Source organism: Micrococcus sp. 093350064-1 (genome assembly GCF_053627955.1).
The window spans coordinates 1-15,860 of the sequence record NZ_JBSEYU010000003.1 but is presented as its reverse complement, the minus strand read 5'-3'; the positions used below and the strand labels follow the sequence as shown (position 1 = coordinate 15,860).

Here is a 15,860-nt window from a genome sequence, read left to right as displayed (position 1 = left end):
TCTGGTTCGGTCAGCGGACGGTGAGGGACGCGGCGCGGAACGCGCGCAGCGCCTCCTCGGGGGCGCCGTGGCGCACGAGGGCCTCGCCCACGAGCACGACGTCGGCGCCCGCGGCGGCGTAGGCCTTGATCTGCTCCTCGGACTCGACGCCCGACTCGGCGACCCGGACGACGTCCTCGGGCAGCCCGTCGGCCAGCGCGGCGTAGCGGGCCGGGTCGACGTCGAGGGTCTTGAGGTTGCGCACATTGACGCCGAGGATGCGGGCGCCGGCGGCGACGCCGCGCTCGATCTCCTCGGGCGTGTGGGCCTCCACGAGGGCGTGCATGCCCAGGGACTCGGTGAGCTGCAGGAAGCCGGCCAGCTCGGCGTCGTCGAGGGCGGCCACGATCAGCAGGACCAGGTCGGCCCCGTGGGCGCGGGCCTCGTGGATCTGGTACTCGGTGACGGTGAAGTCCTTGCGCAGGACCGGCAGATCGACGGCGGCACGCACGGCGTCCAGGTCGGCCAGGCTGCCGCCGAAGCGGCGGGCCTCGGTGAGCACGGAGACGGCGCTGGCGCCGCCGCGCTCGTACGCGCGGGCCAGGGTGGCCGGCTCGGGGATCTCGGCGAGCGCCCCCTTGGAGGGGCTCGCCCGCTTCACCTCGGAGATCACCCGGATCCCCGCGGGGTCGGTGCGTCCGCCGTGCAGGGCCGCGTGGGCGTCACGCGGCGCGGGGGCGGCGGCCACCAGCTCGGACAGGCGCGCCTCGGGCAGGGCACGGCGGCGAGGCTCGAGGTCCTCACGGACGCCGTCGATGATCTCCTGGAGGACGGACACGCGGATCAGTGACCGTGCTGGCCGCGACCCGCGCCGGCCTTGCCGGCGACGATGCCCACGACGACGCCCACGGCCATCAGGGCGAGCCCGATCCACACGACGACGCTCCAGTCGGCGAGCAGGCCGACGCAGCCGGCCACGAAGCCGACGAGCACGAGCGCCACCATGGCCCACGCGCCGGGCGAGTTGCCGTGGCCCGGCAGCTCGAGGTGGGTCGGGTCGTTGAGCACCAGGCCGTCCTCGGTGACGACGACGTCCTCGACGGCGCCGCGGCGGGCGGCGCGACGGGTGGTGGGCTCGGTGTGCGCGGTGTTCGCGGTGTGGCTCATGGCTGTCCCTCACTGGTGCGTGGTGTACATGACGACTGTCCCTCATTGTGCCATGCGGGCACGGGACCGGGCCCGCGTGACCCGGGACGACCCGGGCGGTGCGGGGCGGTCCGAGAGACGGGCACTCACGTGGGGTCGTTGCCGCGGGACAGCTCGTCCCACGCGTCCATCTGGTCCACGCGCCGGCGCTGGGCCGCCTCGCGGGCGGACTGCGCGGGCTGCTCCCCGGCGGCGGCCGGGCCGGGCTCGGAGGCCGCAGGCGCCTTCTCGTAGCGCCGGGACGAACGCCAGCCACGGCCCGCCAGTGCCGCCACGACGCCGCACAGCGCCGCGAGGACGCCGCCAGCCGCCGCGACCCACGGCCACGCCGTCACGGCGTAGTCCTGCGCGAGCGCAGTGGTCCCGGTCGCGTCGGCGACCGCGGCGGCCGCCGTCGTCGCCGGATCCAGGGCGGCGGTGACCGAGGTCGAGGCGATCACGACCCCAGCCAGCGCCATGAGCACGCCGACGATCACGGCGCCGAGGCGCCGGGCGGTGGTCAGGGCGAGGGCACCGGCCATCACGACCAGGGCCATGGCGGTGGCGACGGGCGCGGCGGCGCCGCCCGACGTCGTCGCCTCGGAGGCGATCCCGCCGGACAGGCCCGTGGCGGTCACCCAGGTGCGGCCCGCCGTGAGCAGCACGAGCGCGCCGGCGGCCAGCGCGGCGAGGACCACGGTGCGGCGGCGCATCACGCCTGCCCCAGCTCGCCCGCGGTCAGCACGGACCGCAGCGGCGCCGTCGCCTTGGTGACGGTCTCGGCGGTCTCGGCGTCGGGATCGGAGTCGGCGACGATGCCGGCGCCGGCCTGCACATGTGCCTGGCCGCGGTGCAGCGTGGCCGAGCGGATGTTGATCGCCATGTCCATGTTGCCCGCCAGGTCGAAGTAGCCGACGACGCCGCCGTAGGGCCCGCGCTCGGTCGGCTCCCACTCGTCCAGCAGCTGCAGGGCGCGGGGCTTCGGGGCGCCGGACAGCGTGCCGGCGGGGAAGGCGGCGCGGAGGACGTCGAGCGCGTCGACGTCGTCGCGCATGCGGCCCTCCACGTGCGAGACCAGGTGGAGGATGTGGCTGAACGCCTCGAGCTCCATGAACTGGGTGACCTCGACGGTGCCGGGGCGGCACACGCGCGAGAGGTCGTTGCGGGAGAGGTCCACGAGCATGAGGTGTTCGGCCCGCTCCTTCTCGTCCTCCAGCAGGTCCTTGCCGAGGAGGCGGTCGTCCTTCTCGGTGGCCCCGCGCCGCCGTGAGCCGGCGATCGGATGGGTGACCACGCGGCGGTCCCGCACGGTGACGAGCGCCTCGGGCGAGGAGCCCACGATCTCGTACGGCTCCCCGTCCGGGGTCTCGAAGGAGAAGAGGTACATGTAGGGGCTCGGGTTCACCGTGCGCAGGACGCGGTACACGTCCAGACCGGTGGCGTCCGTGGTGACCGAGAGGCGGCGGGAGACGACGGCCTGGAACACCTCGCCGTCACGGATCGCCCGCTGGGCCTTCGCGACGGCCTCGCGGAAGCCTTCGGCACCCCACCGGTCCTCGGCCTGGGCGGCGACCCCGTCCGCGTCCGCCTCGAGCCAGCGGCGCGGGACGTCGCTGACCGGGTCCGCGGCCGGGGCGGCCAGGCGCTCGACCATGGCATCCAGGCGGGCGAGCGCGTCGTCGTAGGCGCGGTCCGCGCCGGTGGCCAGGCCGTTGCCGTTCACCGCGTTGGCGATCAGCGTCACGGTGCCGTCCAGGGCATCGTGCACGGCCAGGTCGGTGACGAGGTTCATCGCGAGGTCGGGCAGGCCGAGGTGGTCCTCGGGCGGGTGCGGCAGGCGCTCCCACGCGCGGACCGTGCTCCAGCCCAGGAAGCCGGCCATGCCGGAGACGAGGTGCGGCAGAGCGCCTCCGACCTCGGCGCGCACGTCCGTGCGCAGCAGGCGCAGGCACGCGGCGAGCACGTCCAGGGCGCGGCCCTGCGTGGGCAGCCCCTCGGGCGGGGTGCCCTGCCAGTGCGCCTCGCCGTCCCGCGAGGTCAGGGTGACGGATGAGCCGGCCCCGATGAAGCTGTACCGGGACCACGCCGCGCCCGGGGTGGCGGACTCCATCAGGAAGGTGCCGGGGCGGGAGCCGGCCAGGCGCCGATGGATCGCCAGCGGCGTGAGGCCGTCCGCCAGCACCGTGCGGACCACGGGGATCACGCGGGCGGTGTCCGCCAGACGCAGGAACTCCGCACGGGAGGGAGTGGTGGCGGCGGTCATCGGGCGGCCTCCTCGGGGTCGACGGCGGCCGCCGGCATGACGATCTCGCGGCCGGTGAAGCAGGTGCGGGTGCCCGTGTGGCAGGCGGGGCCGGTCTGGTCCACGGTGAGCAGCAGGGTGTCGCCGTCGCAGTCCGCGTGGACCGCGCGCACCCGCTGCAGGTGGCCCGAGGTCTCCCCCTTGCGCCACAGCTCGCCGCGCGAGCGGGACCAGTAGGTGGCCCAGCCGGTCTCGAGCGTCGCGCGCAGGGACTCCTCGTTCATCCACGCCATCATGAGCACCTCGCCGGTGCCCTCCTGCTGGGCGATGGCGGGCACCAGGCCCCGGTCGTCGAAGGTCACGGTGGCCACGAGGTCGTCGGGCGGGGAGATGCTCATGGAGGTCCAGTCTAGGGAGCCGGAGCGGGGCGTGGCCGCCGGGGTAGGCTCCCCCGCACCCTCGGGCCGGCGCCCCCGCGACGACGCGGCCGCCGCGCGGACGGTTCCGTCCGGGGTCAGCGGACGGTGTGCCCCGCCTGCCGCAGGGCGTCCTTGACGCGGGCGAGCATGTCGTCCGGGCCGAAGTGGAACAGGGAGGCGGCGAGCACCGCGTCCGCGCCGGCCGCGACGGCGGGCGGGAAGTGCTCGGGCTCGCCGGCGCCGCCGGAGGCGATCAGCGGCACGCGCGTCACGGCGCGCACGTCCCGGATCATCTCCAGGTCGAAGCCCTCGCGGGTGCCGTCCGCGTCGATCGAGTTGAGCAGGATCTCCCCCACCCCGCGCTCGGAGGCCTCCCGGCACCAGGCGACGGCGTCGATGCCGGTGCCCCGGCGGCCGCCGTGGGTGGTGACCTCGTAGCCGGAGGCGCAGCCCGGGTCCTCCGTGCGCCGGGCGTCGAGGGAGAGCACGAGGACCTGGGACCCGAAGCGGCGGGTGATCTCCGTGATCACCTCGGGCCGGGCCACGGCCGCCGTGTTGACGGAGACCTTGTCCGCCCCCGTGCGCAGCAGCCGGTCCACGTCCTCGACGGTGCGCACGCCGCCGCCCACGGTCAGCGGGATGAAGACCTCCTCGGCCGTGCGGGTCACGACCTCGTAGGTCGTGGCGCGGTCCGAGGTGGAGGCGGTGACGTCGAGGAACGTGAGCTCGTCGGCGCCGGCGGCGTTGTAGCGGCGAGCGAGCTCGACCGGGTCGCCCGCGTCACGCAGGTTCTCGAAGTTCACGCCCTTGACCACGCGCCCGGCGTCCACGTCCAGGCAGGGGATGACACGCACGGCGAGGCTCACGTCGGCTCCTTCGTCTCGGGGGGCTCGGGCGGGACGGCGCGGGCCGTCAGAGGCGGATCGCGTGGATCGCGGAGATCAGGATGCCGCGGGCGCCCAGGGCGTACAGCTCGTCCATGACGCGGTTGGCGTCCGGTTTGCGGACCATGGAGCGCACGGCGACCATCGTCTCGTCCCGCAGCGGGGAGACCGTCGGTGACTCCAACCCCGGGGTGACCGCGGTGGCCGCCTCCAGCAGGTCACGGCGGATGTCGTAGTCGATCATGACCCAGCGGCGGGCCACGAGCACGCCCTTGAGGCGGCGCAGCAGCACGTCGAGGCCCTCGGGGCGCTCCCCCGCGCGGCCGATCAGCACGGCCTCCGAGTCGAGGATGGGCTCGCCGAAGACCTCCATGCCGGCGGCGCGCAGAGTGCTGCCGGTCTCCACGACGTCGGCGATCGCGTCCGCCACGCCGAGCTTGACGGAGGACTCCACGGCGCCGTCGAGGTGCACCACCGTGGCGTCCAGGCCGGTGCGGGCCAGGTAGTCGGAGAGCAGGCCGTCGTAGCTCGTGGCGATGCGCTTGCCGGCGAGCTGCTCGGCGGAGGTGAAGGAGCCGGCGGGGGCGGCGAGACGGAACACGGAGCGGCCGAAGCCGAGCGGCATGATCTCCTCGGCGGTGTCCCCCACCTGCGCGTCGCAGAACAGGTCGCGGCCGGTCAGACCGACGTCGAGGGTGCCCTGGCCGACGTAGACGGCGATGTCCCGTGGGCGCAGGTAGAAGAACTCCACCTGGTTCTCGGGGTCCACGAGGACGAGCTCGCGGGAGTCCCGGCGTTGCCGGTAGCCGGCCTCGGTCAGGATCTCGCGGGCGGACTCGGACAGGGCGCCCTTGTTGGGCACGGCGATGCGCAGCACGCGTCGGTCTCCTCGGGGATGCGGTGGGGCGGGCGGGGAATGGGGCCGGCGGCCTCAGAGGTGACGGTAGACGTCCTCGAGGCTGATACCGCGGGCGATCATCATGGTCTGCACGTGGTACAGCAGCTGAGAGATCTCCTCGGCGGCGGCCTCATCCGACTCGTACTCGGCGGCCATCCAGACCTCGGCCGCCTCCTCGACGACCTTCTTGCCGATCGCATGGACGCCGGCGTCGATCTGGGACACGGTGCCGGAGCCCTCGGGGCGCTCCTGCACCTTGCGCGTCAGTTCCGCGTACAGCTCGTCGAAGGTCTTCACGGGACCACCCTAGCGACCCGGCCCCTCCAGCCCGGACCGCAGTCGGTCATTGTGACGGACGGGACGGCGGGGTCTTCGCCACGCGCTGCACCTGTGAGCCCACGTGGTACGTCCAGGCCGCCCAGCATCCTCCCCCTCCCCGGCCTGCATGCTCTTCCATCCCCCATCGGGACACGAGCGCGAGGCATCGCGGCTCCAGGACGAATCCACGAGACTCGGTCGTCCTCCGGGCGGCCATCCGATCCACCTCCCAGCGGCCCACGCGGTGGGGGGTGAGGGGGGACGGGCTGAACGCGCCCGTGCGGTCCGAACGGACGGCCCGGGCGAGCTCCGACAGGTGGGCACGACACGCTCGTTCCTGACCCCAGCGACGACACCGCTCCTTGCACACCTGTGACACCGCCCGGTAGATCACTGCCCCGAACTCCGCCCGGGCCCACCGCACAGATCTGTTGGGCGACGCACGCATCCATCTCGTGGACTGTCCACGCGTGCTGACCTCGGGTCCAGGTCCCGGAGGCCACTGGTGGGCGGCGCGGCCGCGCCTACGTCGCCGACGGGGAACCGGCATGATTTGGCGAGCGGTCCTGCGGAGGAATCGCCGGCGTGGCCCTCCTCCCCCTCCTAGACGGGGAGCAGAACGCCGTGCTCGGACCCTCGGATTGGACCATGACCCACCATGATGAAGGTGCCCCATTCCGTCCCCCGCGCCGGCGCACCACCGTGCGGGGCGTCGGCCGACTCCCACCGGGGCTGGCCTGCAGGTCCCCGACGGTCTGTCCCACCACGTCATGGACCCTCCTCCACTTCTGTCCAACAGCCCGGGCCGGGGCCGTGACTGACGCGATGGCCTTGTGGGTGGGCGGGGCGGGTAAAGGGGTATACCCGACTTGACGGCGCGGGGCTGGCCCAACGAGGACTCGGCACCGGGGATAGCGCAGCGAATCATCCTCCACCGAACCCGGCGTTCAACACCCTGTGCTGCCGGCCGGTGCGAGGATGGGCGACATGACGGCGACTCCCCCGGCACCACGTCGTGTCTGCATCGTGCTCTTCGAGGGCTTCGAACTGCTGGATGTCTTCGGCCCCGCCGAGCTCTTCGGGCTGGTCCCACAAGTGAGCGTGGAATACGTCGGCCCTCAGCCCGGCCCGGTCACCAGCTCCCACGGCGCCCAGGTCGTCGCAGACCTCGCCTACGCAGACCTCGCCCAGCCCGGCATCCTGCTGGTCCCCGGCGGCCAGGGGACCCGGCGGCTCGTGCACGACCAGGAGTTCCTCACTTGGTTGCGGCATGTGGCCGGCACAGCGCAGATCCTCGCCTCCGTGTGCACCGGTTCGGCTCTCCTCGCCGCGGCCGGTCTGCTCGAGGGTCATCAGGCGACCTCGAACAAACGTGCCTTCACGTGGGCCGCCGGCTTCGGCACGCACGTGGACTGGAAGGCACAGTCCCGGTGGGTCCAGGACAGGAACCGGTGGACGTCCTCTGGTGTAGCCGCAGGCATGGACATGACCGCCGCACTGATCACCGAGCTGCATGGCGAGGCCGTCGCCGAAGCGGCCACACGCCGCGCAGAGTACGAGCCCCACACGGACAGCTCCCGGGACCCGTTCGCCGCCCGCCACGGCTTGAGCTGATCTCTTCCCTTCCGACCCCATGGCGGCGACCCGGACTACCCCGAGCCGTCGTCGTTGCCTCCCACGACCGGTGGCTCCCACATCGTGTCGCACTCCTCTCCCTTCGGGCCTCACCGACATGCGCCGGCGACGTGCCCCAGGGGCATCTTCTCCTGCGCCGGTCCATCCACAGGACCACGCGGACACCTGTCCAGCGCACGCCGGCTGACGTACCAGCGTGGTCCCGCAGGGTCCTCGACAGGGGGTGGTGTCCGCTCGGGGCCGGGCGGGCACCTCCAACTGCTTCCGCCACGGGGTGGGGCCTAGGGCAGCCTGGGGTCGTGCCGGGGCCAACGCAGCGGCGGGGCTCGGGGTGGCCACCGAGCCCAACGCGAACGCCCTCGCGCTGCTGCGCGGGGGCGTCGTGGTCATCGTCCGCTCTCGTGGTCCTCCCGGCACTCCGGGCAGGGGCTCCTTCGGGGGGCATCCGGTCGGCTCAATCGGTCGTTTGTGGCCATCCTGGCTCGCGCCATATGCATGGACACAAGTTCGAGACTGTCCGAGGCAGGGACCAGGTACTTCACTTCGACCGGCGCCGACGAACTGGTTGACATCTCCGGCCCGCCGGGCTCTGCTTGCCCTCATGACGGAACAGGTTCGCCTCCGGCCACTTTCCCCGGGGGATGCACCCGAGATGGCCAGGGTCCTAGCCGACCCGGCCCTCTACCAGTACACCGGGGGTGAACCGCCGACCGTCGAGGGGCTCACCCGCCAGTACACCCTTCAGAGCCGGGGCCACTCGGCTGATGAGACCGAGACCTGGCTCAATCACGTGGTGGTATTCGAGACCTCCGGGGAAGCACTCGGCTACGTTCAAGCCACTATCCCGGTCTCTGGCCAGCCCGCCGAAATCGCCTGGGTCATCGGAGCACCGTGGCAACGCCAGGGCTGCGCCTCAGCAGCAGCTGCTCTCCTGCTGGCTGAACTCGCGGACATGGGCGCGAAACAGGTCATCGCCCATATCCACCCCGACCATGAGGCGTCAGTCGCCGTGGCCCGTCGTATCGGAATGAGCCCGACCGGCGAGGTCGTGGACGGCGAAGTCCGATGGGAGGGCCCGGTGACCCCCAGGGGATGACCGGCCCCTCCCCCACGTCCCCCGCCTTGGGGCGTCGAGGGCGTGTCTCCCAACGTGGCAGGGTATTGGGCGACAGGATGGAGTCGTGTCGCGTACTCATACCCGGCTGGACATCCTGGCGGGCAGATGCCCGATGTCGGCGGCGAGGCCACACCCCACCCTGCCCTGCGACCGGTTACCGGTGGTAATGTGCCGCCATTATTCATTCGACCCCTTTTGGAGCCCCTGAATACATGAGCGACGGCCCAGCCGCCTGCCCTGGTGACAGTCCGAGCGTCACCCCCACCCCACCCCGCAGCTGGCGGGGTCGCCTGCACCTCGTGGGGAGGTGACTCAGGCATGGATCCAGTCCTGACACTGATCCTCGGATCCCTCATCATCCTGGCGATCATCGCCGCCAACGGCTTCTTCGTGGCCCAGGAATTCGCGTACATGTCTGTCGACCGCGTCCGCCTGCAGACCGCCGCCAAGGCCGGCGACCGCGCCGCCGCCCGCGCACTGCAGGTCACTCGCCGCACCTCCTTCATGCTCTCCGGCGCGCAGCTGGGGATCACGGTCACAGGCCTCATGGTGGGCTACGTGGCAGAGCCGATGGTGGGTGCGGCCCTGACCGAGTTGCTCGGCGGCACCGCACTGCCTTCTGAAGTGGTCATCGCCATCTCCACGCTGGGCGTACTGATGGTGGCCACCCTGGTGCAGATGATCATCGGCGAGCTGTACCCCAAGAATTTGGCCATCGCCAACCCCGAGCCCTTGGCCCGCGCTCTGGCCAGGCCCACGCAGATCTACCTCGGCCTGTTCGGCTGGCTCATCTGGGTCTTCGACAAGGCGGCCGAGGTGCTGCTCAAGCTCCTGCGCATCGAGCCAGTGCACGACGTCGACAGCACCGCCACCGCCGAGGACCTGGACCGCATTGCCCTGGACTCCAGAGCGTCCGGATCCTTGCCCGCGGAGGTCTCCGTCCTGATCGACCGGGTGCTGGACTTCCCAGACCAGGACGTGCAGCACGCGATGGTGCCCCGCTCGCGTGTGGACGAGGTTCAGCCCCAGACCTCCCTGGCTCAGGTGCGCGACCTGATGGCCACCGGCCACACCCGCTACCCGGTGATCTCGAACGAACACGAACCGCTCGGGGTAGTCCACCTCACCGACCTGCTCGGTGAGACCCGGATGGCCCCGGACACCCCCGTGTCCGCCCTGATGCGCCCTGCACTGGTGCTGCCCACGATGATGTCCCTGCCCGACGCAGCCCGGGAGCTCGACGGCTCAGGGCAGCAGATGGCGTGCATCGTGGACGAGTTCGGCGGCTTCGTCGGCGTGCTCACAGTGGAAGACCTCGCGGAGGAGCTCGTGGGCGAGCTCACGGACGAGCACGACCTGCACCCCCAGGAGGAGATCACCGCCACAGGCCTGCACTCCTGGGTCCTGAGCGCAGAGGCCCACCTGGACGAGCTCGAGCGCCTCGTCGGGCACCCCCTGCCCGTGACCGAGGCCGAGTCCGCCGCCGGTCTGACCATCGACGCTCTGGGCCGTCTGCCCCGGGAAGGCGAGGTCATCACGATCGACCTGCCCGAGGACCCACGAGACTTCGGGGCTGAGGAGGTCTACGACCGCCACCTGCAGGTCGAGGTCCTCTCCATCCAACGCAGGGTCCCGGCTCGACTGCGGATCCACCTCATCGAGGTGCCCCGCTCTGACACCGCCGGCAGCCATGCCGCCCACGAGGCCCAGCCCGACGCCACCACGGACGAGGAGCGATGATGCACGGTCCACTGATCGTCATGCTCGTGACCACAGCGCTGATCGTGCTCAGCGCGATCTTCGTCATCATGGAGTTCTCCCTGCTGGGCGCCCGCCGGCACCGGCTAGAGGCCGAGGCAGGACGCAGCCGCGCCGCGCGGGCCGCTCTCAAGGGAGTCGACGAGCTGACCCTCATGCTCGCCGCAGCCCAGTTGGGCATCACCTTGTGCACCTTCGCCCTGGGGGCGATCACCAAGCCGGCCGTCGACGCATGGCTCGGCCCCGTCCTGGAGGACTGGGGCATCCCCGCAGCGGCAGCCGGAACCGCCTCCTTCGTCCTGTCCTTGCTGGCCGTGACCTTCCTTCACCTGGTCATCGGGGAGATGGCCCCCAAGTCCTGGGCCATTGCCCACCCCGAGACCGCAGCCAAAGCCGTGGCCGTGCCCGCACGCGCCTTCGTCTGGACCGTTCGCCCCCTGCTGCTGCTGGCCAACCGGCTGGCCAACCGCCTGGTGACCCTCAGCGGCGTCACCCCCGTGGACCAAGCCGCCGTGGGCGGCTACGACGCAGCGGCCATTCGTCAGCTGGTTGAGCACTCCGCCGCCGCCGGCACCCTGGACCGGCAGAACCATGAAGCCTTGGCCGGTGCCCTGGACCTTCAGACCCTCACTCTCGGGGACCTCCTCCCCCAGGGTCAGCACCCGGTCAAGGTCGCCCCCGACGCCGACGTCGAGGCGGTCCAGAATGCCGCTGCGTGCTCAGGGCACTTGCGTATCCTGGTCCAGCCGGACCATACCCCTGAGAGCGTTCCGGGCGTCGTCCACGTGCGGGACACCCTCACGATGGAGCCTTCTGCGCCAATCCAGCCGCTTATCCAGCAGGCTCTGACGCTGCCCTCCACCACACCGTTGCACGAAGCACTTGCCTCCATGCGCCGCAACAGCCGCCAGCTGGCCGCAGTAACCCAGGACAACCGGTTCACTGGGGTCGTCACCCTCACCGACGTCTTGCGCGGAGTGTTGCCCCGCGCGGCTTGAGTCCACACCTCGGCAACACCACCGCGGGGGCCGCTGAAACGGCCCCCGCGGTGGTGTGGACAAAGAATCAGAATCGGCACAGTGGCCTCGCCCCCCATTCCGGCCTCAATGGGCTCAGTCATGCTCCGACTCACGGGCGTGTAACGGCTAAATCGGTCGTTTGTGGCGGCTGCTCGGTGTGCCGCCCGGTGTCATGTGTGGCTTGCGCCGCTATATGGCGGGGTTCTGTCGGAGCTCAGTGGCGGCCTCCAAGCACGCGGGCAAGAGGGCGCTGCGAGTGAGGCTCACGTTCCGCAAGCCGATCCTTCACCGGGACAGCGGCCGACGGCAGGCCGGAGGAATAGGCGTCGCGATAGGGTGCACCCCGCGCAACAGAACCGTTGCGAAAGGTCTAACACCCCAACGCAACAGAGTGGGCCGCCATGCGCTGCCACGGGCCCGTGAACTTCGGTGTCACAGGTAGCGGCAGACATCCTCGGGGGAGCACGTGGCCGGGTCGCCGGCGGCGGCGTCCTCGCGCAGGTCGGCGATCGTGGTGCGTAGCTGCGCGAGCTCGGCGAGTTGCCGGTCGATCACATCAAGGCGGGTGTCGAGCAGGTCGGTGACGTGCCGGCAGGGGGCCTGCCCCCGGTCGCGGATGTCCAGCACCTGACCGATCTGGGCCAGGGTCAGCCCGGCCGCTTGCCCCCGGCGGATGAAGTCCAGCCGGTCGAGCACCTCGGCGCCGTAGTCCCGGTAGCCCGCCGGGGTGCGGTCCGCGGCGGGTAGCAGCCCGACCTCCTCGTAGTACCGCAGGGTCTTGCTCGTCGTGCCCGACGCCCGAGCCACCTCACCGATCCGCATGCCACTCATTCTCCCCCTTGACCTTCCAGTGCACTGGAAGGTCGATCCTGAGGGCGATGAAGGAGGAGTTCATGACGGCAACGGCTAACAGCAGGTCGTATGACCTGGCAATGATCGGGTTCGGTGGGGCGGCGTTCGCGGCCGCGATCCGCGCCACCAACCTCGGCAGACGGGTGGTGATGATCGAGCGTGGCACCGTCGGCGGTACCTGCGTGAACACCGGGTGCGTGCCCTCCAAGGCCTTGCTCGCGACCGCCGAGGCCCGCCACGTCACACTCGACGCCTCCCGGTTCCCCGGCCTGCCGCTCCCCGAAGTCCGGCCGGTCGACATGCCCGCCTTGATCGCCGGCAAGGATCGGCTCGTCGGGTCACTGCGTGGCGAGAAGTACCTGGACCTGGCCACCGAGTACGGATGGGATCTCCACCCCGGGGACGCCACGTTCGTCGGCACACCCAGCGAGCCGGCACTGCGCGTCACCGGCCCTGACGGCACGGTGGAGACGGTCCGGGCCGCGCACTACCTCATCGCCACCGGCTCCAGGCCCTGGGCGCCGCCGGTCCCCGGCCTGCAGGAGGCCGGTTACCTGACCTCGACCACCGCGATGGAACTGGACCACGTCCCGGAGTCGCTGCTGGTCATCGGCGGCGGCTACGTCGCGATGGAGCAGGCCCAGCTCTTCGCTCGGCTCGGCGTCCGGGTCACCATGCTGGTCCGCTCACGGCTGGCGTCCCAGGAAGAACCCGAGGCGTCCACCGCCCTGGATGAGATCTTCACGGACGAAGGCATCCAGATCATCCGCGGCGCGGTGCCCAGCGCGGTCCGCCGCGACCCGGCCACCGGCGAGGTCACGGTCACTGCCACCACCACTGACGGCTCACAGGAACTCCGGGCGGCCGAGGTACTCGTCGCCACCGGGCGCCGCCCGGTCACCGCCACGCTCGGTCTCGACACCGTCGACGTGCGCACCGGCGACCACGGCGAGGTGGTTGTCGACAGCCATCTGCGCAGCACCAACCCGCGCGTCTGGGCTGCCGGTGACGTCACCGCCCACCGTCAGTTCGTGTACGTCGCCGCGGCCCACGGCGCCCTCGTCGCCGACAACGCCCTCACCGGCGCCGGCCTCGAGGTCGACTACCGCCACCTGCCCCGGGTCGTGTTCACCAGCCCCGCCCTGGCCGCCGTCGGGATGACCGAACGGCAGGCCTCCGCTGCCGGGATCCGCTACGACAGCCGTGTCCTGTCACTCGCGCACGTCCCACGCGCGATCGTCAACCGCGACACCCGCGGGTTCATCAAGATGGTCACCGACGCCGACACCGGCCGCATCATCGGCATTACCGCCCTGGCCCAGGACGCCGGCGACCTCGCCGCCGCCGGGGTCTACATGCTCGAGGCCGGCATGACCACCAGCCAGGTCGCCAACCTCTGGAGCCCCTACCTGACCATGGCCGAAGGCCTCAAGCTCACCGCGCAGGCCTTCACCACCGACATCGCCAAGCTCTCCTGCTGCGCGGCGTGAACCTGCCCCGCACACAGGGACACCGATAGGGGACCGCCTCGCCCCGGGGCGCGAGACAAGAAAATGGGCGCCGATCAGCCCTACTTACTGGCACCCCTGCGTATCGGACCTGCAACCACCGGGGAGTTCAGTCGATGCAAGAACTCCCGTCCCAGGCCTATATCTGGACGTCTTCACGACCTCTACGTGCTCGACCCGACGAGGACAGCACTGGACGACGCGATGACCGCCTTGCGGCGCCGCCATGAGGCCGCGGTCCGTTTGGGCCGCGTCACCGCACCACCATGACCACGATCGTCACCACGTAAGCCGCGGCGACCAGACCGATCCCCAGCAGGGTGAGCACCACCCCGCGCCGGGCCGGCCGCTGGCCCTCGTCCGGCCCGGGGCCCTTGCCGTGCTTCGCGGTCATCGCGCGCTCCTAAGACGTTGCTCAAGCATGTGCGGCTCTCGCGAGCGGGCTTCCGTGCCGAGTGCTACCAGCTCAGGTCGTGACAGCCGTCGCTGCCGGCGCCCTCCACCTGCAAGGTGGCATGGGCGATACCGTAACGGTCGCGCAGCACCCGGCGCGCGCCGGCAAGCACGGCGCCGTGGTCCGCGCCCTGGTCAGCGACCAGGTGGGCCGTGGCCACGTTCATCCCCGACGTCAGGGTCCACAGGTGCAGGTCGTGGACCTCCTCCACCCCCTCGACCGCGTCCAGGTCACCGGCGACGTCCTCCGGGTCCACCCCTTCCGGGGCGTGCTGGCCCAGCACCGCGATCACCTGCCTGCCCAGAACCACCGCCCGGATGATGACGAAGACCGCGATGAGCGCCGCGACCACGACGTCCCAGATCGGCTGGCCGGTGAGGATGATCAGCACGCCGGCGACCATGACACCCACCGACCCGGCGGCGTCGGCGATCACCTCGTAGTAGGCGCCCTTGACGTTCAGGCTGTCCTTGGCCCCGCTGCGCAGCAGCAGCATGGAGATGATGTTGATCACCAGGCCGGCGAAGCCGACCGCGAGCATGGCGCCGGAGGCCACCTCCGGCGCGTCGCCCAGCCGGCTGATGGCCTCGACCACCACGTACACCCCGACCGCGAGCATCGCCAGCACCGCCAACGCCGAGGCGAACACCTCGGCCCGGTAGGAGCCATAGGTGCGTCGCCCCGTGGAGTCCGGCCGGCTCGCGATGCGCGTCGCCAGCAGCGCCGCACCCAGCACCACCACATCGGCAGCCATGTGCCCGGCATCCGACAGCAGCGCCAACGACCCCGACACCAGCCCCGCGACCAGCTCGATCAGGAAGAAGCCCGCCGTCAGGGCGAACGCCCCCGCCAGCCGCCGACGGTAGCGGCCACCGGCATGCCCGGTCGCCGGGGCATGGCTGTGTCCCGCCCCCATCAGCCCTGCCCCTCGTGGCGGGCGTGCTCACGGGAGACGTCCAGCAGCATCCGCACATGCCCGTCAGCGAGGCGGTAGTACACCATCCGCCCCTCCCGGCGGTTCTCGACCACCCCAGCGGAACGCAGCACCCGCAGCACCTGGGACACCGACGCCTCCGCGACATCGACCGACGCCGCCAGGTCACACACGCACAGCTCGCCGGCCTCCAGCAACGCATACAGCACCCGGGCACGGCGCGGGTCCCCCAGGAGCTTGAACAGCCCGGCCAACCTGCCGGCCTCGCGCTCGTCGGGGATCCTCTCCCGGGTCAGCGCCACCTTCTCCGGATGGACGGCGGTGACCTGACACGAATCCAACGGCGTCACACTCATGCCACGACCATACACCTATGCAGATATCAGCAGCGGGAGCCACACACGAGAGGTCAGCAGGTTCTGTATGGTCAGCGCATGCTGACTATTGCTTCGCGGCTGGACGTGATGAACCGGCTGGGCCGGGCGATGGCCGACCCGACCCGCTCCCGCATCCTCATGACACTCCTCGAGGGCCCGAGCTACCCGGCGGTACTCGCCCGCGACCTAGGGCGTGTCTGAGAATAGATGCACGAGTCAGCTGAGACCCTGGGGACATGTCCCGGTTCCAGATGCTCTCTGACACCCAATGGGAGTTGATC

The 15,860-nt window shown here is 71.3% G+C and carries 17 protein-coding genes and 1 pseudogene; 6 read left to right on the top strand and 12 right to left on the bottom strand.

Annotated features, from left to right (window positions below; genetic code table 11):
* Positions 1-10: 10 nt before the first annotated feature.
* From trpC to ACUW6W_RS03975, 8 genes are all read right to left on the bottom strand, one after another.
* Positions 11-817 (bottom strand): indole-3-glycerol phosphate synthase TrpC, encoded by an 807-nt coding sequence (gene trpC / locus ACUW6W_RS04010; protein ID WP_036338642.1) that lies wholly within the window; start codon positions 815-817, stop codon positions 11-13.
* Between the two features lie 5 nt (positions 818-822).
* Positions 823-1,146 (bottom strand): HGxxPAAW family protein, encoded by a 324-nt coding sequence (locus ACUW6W_RS04005; RefSeq protein WP_010078761.1) that lies wholly within the window; start codon positions 1,144-1,146, stop codon positions 823-825.
* 125 nt (positions 1,147-1,271) lie between these two features.
* On the bottom strand, positions 1,272-1,877 hold the full coding sequence (locus ACUW6W_RS04000; RefSeq protein WP_036338648.1) for a Trp biosynthesis-associated membrane protein: 606 nt from the start codon (positions 1,875-1,877) through the stop codon (positions 1,272-1,274).
* Positions 1,877-3,427 carry a chorismate-binding protein gene (locus tag ACUW6W_RS03995; RefSeq protein ID WP_069941448.1) on the bottom strand — a complete coding sequence of 517 codons (1,551 nt, stop codon included), beginning with the start codon at positions 3,425-3,427 and terminating at the stop codon, positions 1,877-1,879. Before ACUW6W_RS03995 ends, ACUW6W_RS04000 begins: the two co-directional genes overlap by 1 nt.
* Positions 3,424-3,804, bottom strand: a complete 381-nt coding sequence (hisI, locus tag ACUW6W_RS03990; RefSeq protein WP_036315375.1) for a phosphoribosyl-AMP cyclohydrolase — start codon at positions 3,802-3,804, stop codon at positions 3,424-3,426. Before hisI ends, ACUW6W_RS03995 begins: the two co-directional genes overlap by 4 nt.
* Positions 3,805-3,920: 116 nt before the next feature.
* Entirely contained in the window at positions 3,921-4,691 is a 771-nt protein-coding gene (gene hisF / locus ACUW6W_RS03985) for an imidazole glycerol phosphate synthase subunit HisF (RefSeq protein ID WP_041102689.1), read from the bottom strand.
* Between the two features lie 46 nt (positions 4,692-4,737).
* Positions 4,738-5,586: an ATP phosphoribosyltransferase gene (hisG, locus tag ACUW6W_RS03980; RefSeq protein WP_041102688.1), complete on the bottom strand. Its 849-nt coding sequence runs from the start codon at positions 5,584-5,586 to the stop codon at positions 4,738-4,740.
* 54 nt (positions 5,587-5,640) lie between these two features.
* Positions 5,641-5,904, bottom strand: coding sequence for a phosphoribosyl-ATP diphosphatase (locus ACUW6W_RS03975; RefSeq protein WP_041102687.1), 264 nt, complete (start codon positions 5,902-5,904; stop codon positions 5,641-5,643).
* Positions 5,905-6,912: 1,008 nt separating this feature from the next.
* On the opposite strand from ACUW6W_RS03975, the gene ACUW6W_RS03970 reads away from it, so the two are divergent.
* The 4 genes from ACUW6W_RS03970 to ACUW6W_RS03955 all read left to right on the top strand — a co-directional run bounded on the left by ACUW6W_RS03970 (position 6,913) and on the right by ACUW6W_RS03955 (position 11,433).
* Entirely contained in the window at positions 6,913-7,539 is a 627-nt protein-coding gene (locus tag ACUW6W_RS03970) for a DJ-1/PfpI family protein (RefSeq protein WP_041102686.1), read from the top strand.
* 622 nt (positions 7,540-8,161) lie between these two features.
* Positions 8,162-8,656, top strand: a complete 495-nt coding sequence (locus ACUW6W_RS03965) for a GNAT family N-acetyltransferase (RefSeq protein ID WP_060973785.1) — start codon at positions 8,162-8,164, stop codon at positions 8,654-8,656.
* Between the two features lie 339 nt (positions 8,657-8,995).
* Complete coding sequence (locus ACUW6W_RS03960) at positions 8,996-10,417, top strand: hemolysin family protein (RefSeq protein ID WP_041103920.1); 1,422 nt, start codon at positions 8,996-8,998, stop codon at positions 10,415-10,417.
* Positions 10,417-11,433 (top strand): CNNM domain-containing protein, encoded by a 1,017-nt coding sequence (locus ACUW6W_RS03955; RefSeq protein WP_036337237.1) that lies wholly within the window; start codon positions 10,417-10,419, stop codon positions 11,431-11,433. The genes ACUW6W_RS03960 and ACUW6W_RS03955 overlap by 1 nt, the downstream gene beginning before the upstream one ends.
* A gap of 453 nt (positions 11,434-11,886) precedes the next feature.
* Here ACUW6W_RS03955 and ACUW6W_RS03950 read toward each other — a convergent pair whose 3' ends face one another.
* A complete protein-coding gene (locus ACUW6W_RS03950; protein WP_036382791.1) occupies positions 11,887-12,276 on the bottom strand; it encodes a heavy metal-responsive transcriptional regulator in 390 nt (129 codons plus the stop codon).
* Positions 12,277-12,332: 56 nt separating this feature from the next.
* Here ACUW6W_RS03950 and merA point away from each other — a divergent pair, with 56 nt between their 5' ends.
* Positions 12,333-13,796 carry a mercury(II) reductase gene (gene merA, locus ACUW6W_RS03945; protein ID WP_049146770.1) on the top strand — a complete coding sequence of 488 codons (1,464 nt, stop codon included), beginning with the start codon at positions 12,333-12,335 and terminating at the stop codon, positions 13,794-13,796.
* Between the two features lie 271 nt (positions 13,797-14,067).
* Here merA and ACUW6W_RS03940 read toward each other — a convergent pair whose 3' ends face one another.
* From ACUW6W_RS03940 to ACUW6W_RS03930, 3 genes are all read right to left on the bottom strand, one after another.
* Positions 14,068-14,208 (bottom strand): hypothetical protein, encoded by a 141-nt coding sequence (locus ACUW6W_RS03940; protein ID WP_002854087.1) that lies wholly within the window; start codon positions 14,206-14,208, stop codon positions 14,068-14,070.
* 64 nt (positions 14,209-14,272) lie between these two features.
* Positions 14,273-15,184 (bottom strand): cation diffusion facilitator family transporter, encoded by a 912-nt coding sequence (locus tag ACUW6W_RS03935; RefSeq protein ID WP_002854089.1) that lies wholly within the window; start codon positions 15,182-15,184, stop codon positions 14,273-14,275.
* Positions 15,184-15,558 carry an ArsR/SmtB family transcription factor gene (locus ACUW6W_RS03930; protein ID WP_041103922.1) on the bottom strand — a complete coding sequence of 125 codons (375 nt, stop codon included), beginning with the start codon at positions 15,556-15,558 and terminating at the stop codon, positions 15,184-15,186. The genes ACUW6W_RS03935 and ACUW6W_RS03930 overlap by 1 nt, the downstream gene beginning before the upstream one ends.
* Before the next feature lie 78 nt (positions 15,559-15,636).
* Between ACUW6W_RS03930 and ACUW6W_RS03925 the strand changes: the two are divergent.
* Positions 15,637-15,768 (top strand): annotated as a pseudogene (locus ACUW6W_RS03925) (ArsR family transcriptional regulator); the annotation flags it as partial.
* Positions 15,769-15,860: the final 92 nt, after the last annotated feature.

What these genes read in the sequence shown, in the direction of transcription:
- ACUW6W_RS04005 (WP_010078761.1), bottom strand. Translation starts at nt 1,146, where the DNA reads ATGAGCCACACCGCGAACACCGCGCACACCGAGCCCACCACCCGTCGC.
- ACUW6W_RS04000 (WP_036338648.1), bottom strand. Translation starts at nt 1,877, where the DNA reads ATGCGCCGCCGCACCGTGGTCCTCGCCGCGCTGGCCGCCGGCGCGCTC.
- ACUW6W_RS03995 (WP_069941448.1), bottom strand. Translation starts at nt 3,427, where the DNA reads ATGACCGCCGCCACCACTCCCTCCCGTGCGGAGTTCCTGCGTCTGGCG.
- hisI (WP_036315375.1), bottom strand. Translation starts at nt 3,804, where the DNA reads ATGAGCATCTCCCCGCCCGACGACCTCGTGGCCACCGTGACCTTCGAC.
- ACUW6W_RS03970 (WP_041102686.1), top strand. Translation starts at nt 6,913, where the DNA reads ATGACGGCGACTCCCCCGGCACCACGTCGTGTCTGCATCGTGCTCTTC.
- ACUW6W_RS03965 (WP_060973785.1), top strand. Translation starts at nt 8,162, where the DNA reads ATGACGGAACAGGTTCGCCTCCGGCCACTTTCCCCGGGGGATGCACCC.
- ACUW6W_RS03960 (WP_041103920.1), top strand. Translation starts at nt 8,996, where the DNA reads ATGGATCCAGTCCTGACACTGATCCTCGGATCCCTCATCATCCTGGCG.
- ACUW6W_RS03955 (WP_036337237.1), top strand. Translation starts at nt 10,417, where the DNA reads ATGCACGGTCCACTGATCGTCATGCTCGTGACCACAGCGCTGATCGTG.
- ACUW6W_RS03950 (WP_036382791.1), bottom strand. Translation starts at nt 12,276, where the DNA reads ATGCGGATCGGTGAGGTGGCTCGGGCGTCGGGCACGACGAGCAAGACC.
- merA (WP_049146770.1), top strand. Translation starts at nt 12,333, where the DNA reads ATGAAGGAGGAGTTCATGACGGCAACGGCTAACAGCAGGTCGTATGAC.
- ACUW6W_RS03940 (WP_002854087.1), bottom strand. Translation starts at nt 14,208, where the DNA reads ATGACCGCGAAGCACGGCAAGGGCCCCGGGCCGGACGAGGGCCAGCGG.
- ACUW6W_RS03935 (WP_002854089.1), bottom strand. Translation starts at nt 15,184, where the DNA reads ATGGGGGCGGGACACAGCCATGCCCCGGCGACCGGGCATGCCGGTGGC.
- ACUW6W_RS03930 (WP_041103922.1), bottom strand. Translation starts at nt 15,558, where the DNA reads ATGAGTGTGACGCCGTTGGATTCGTGTCAGGTCACCGCCGTCCATCCG.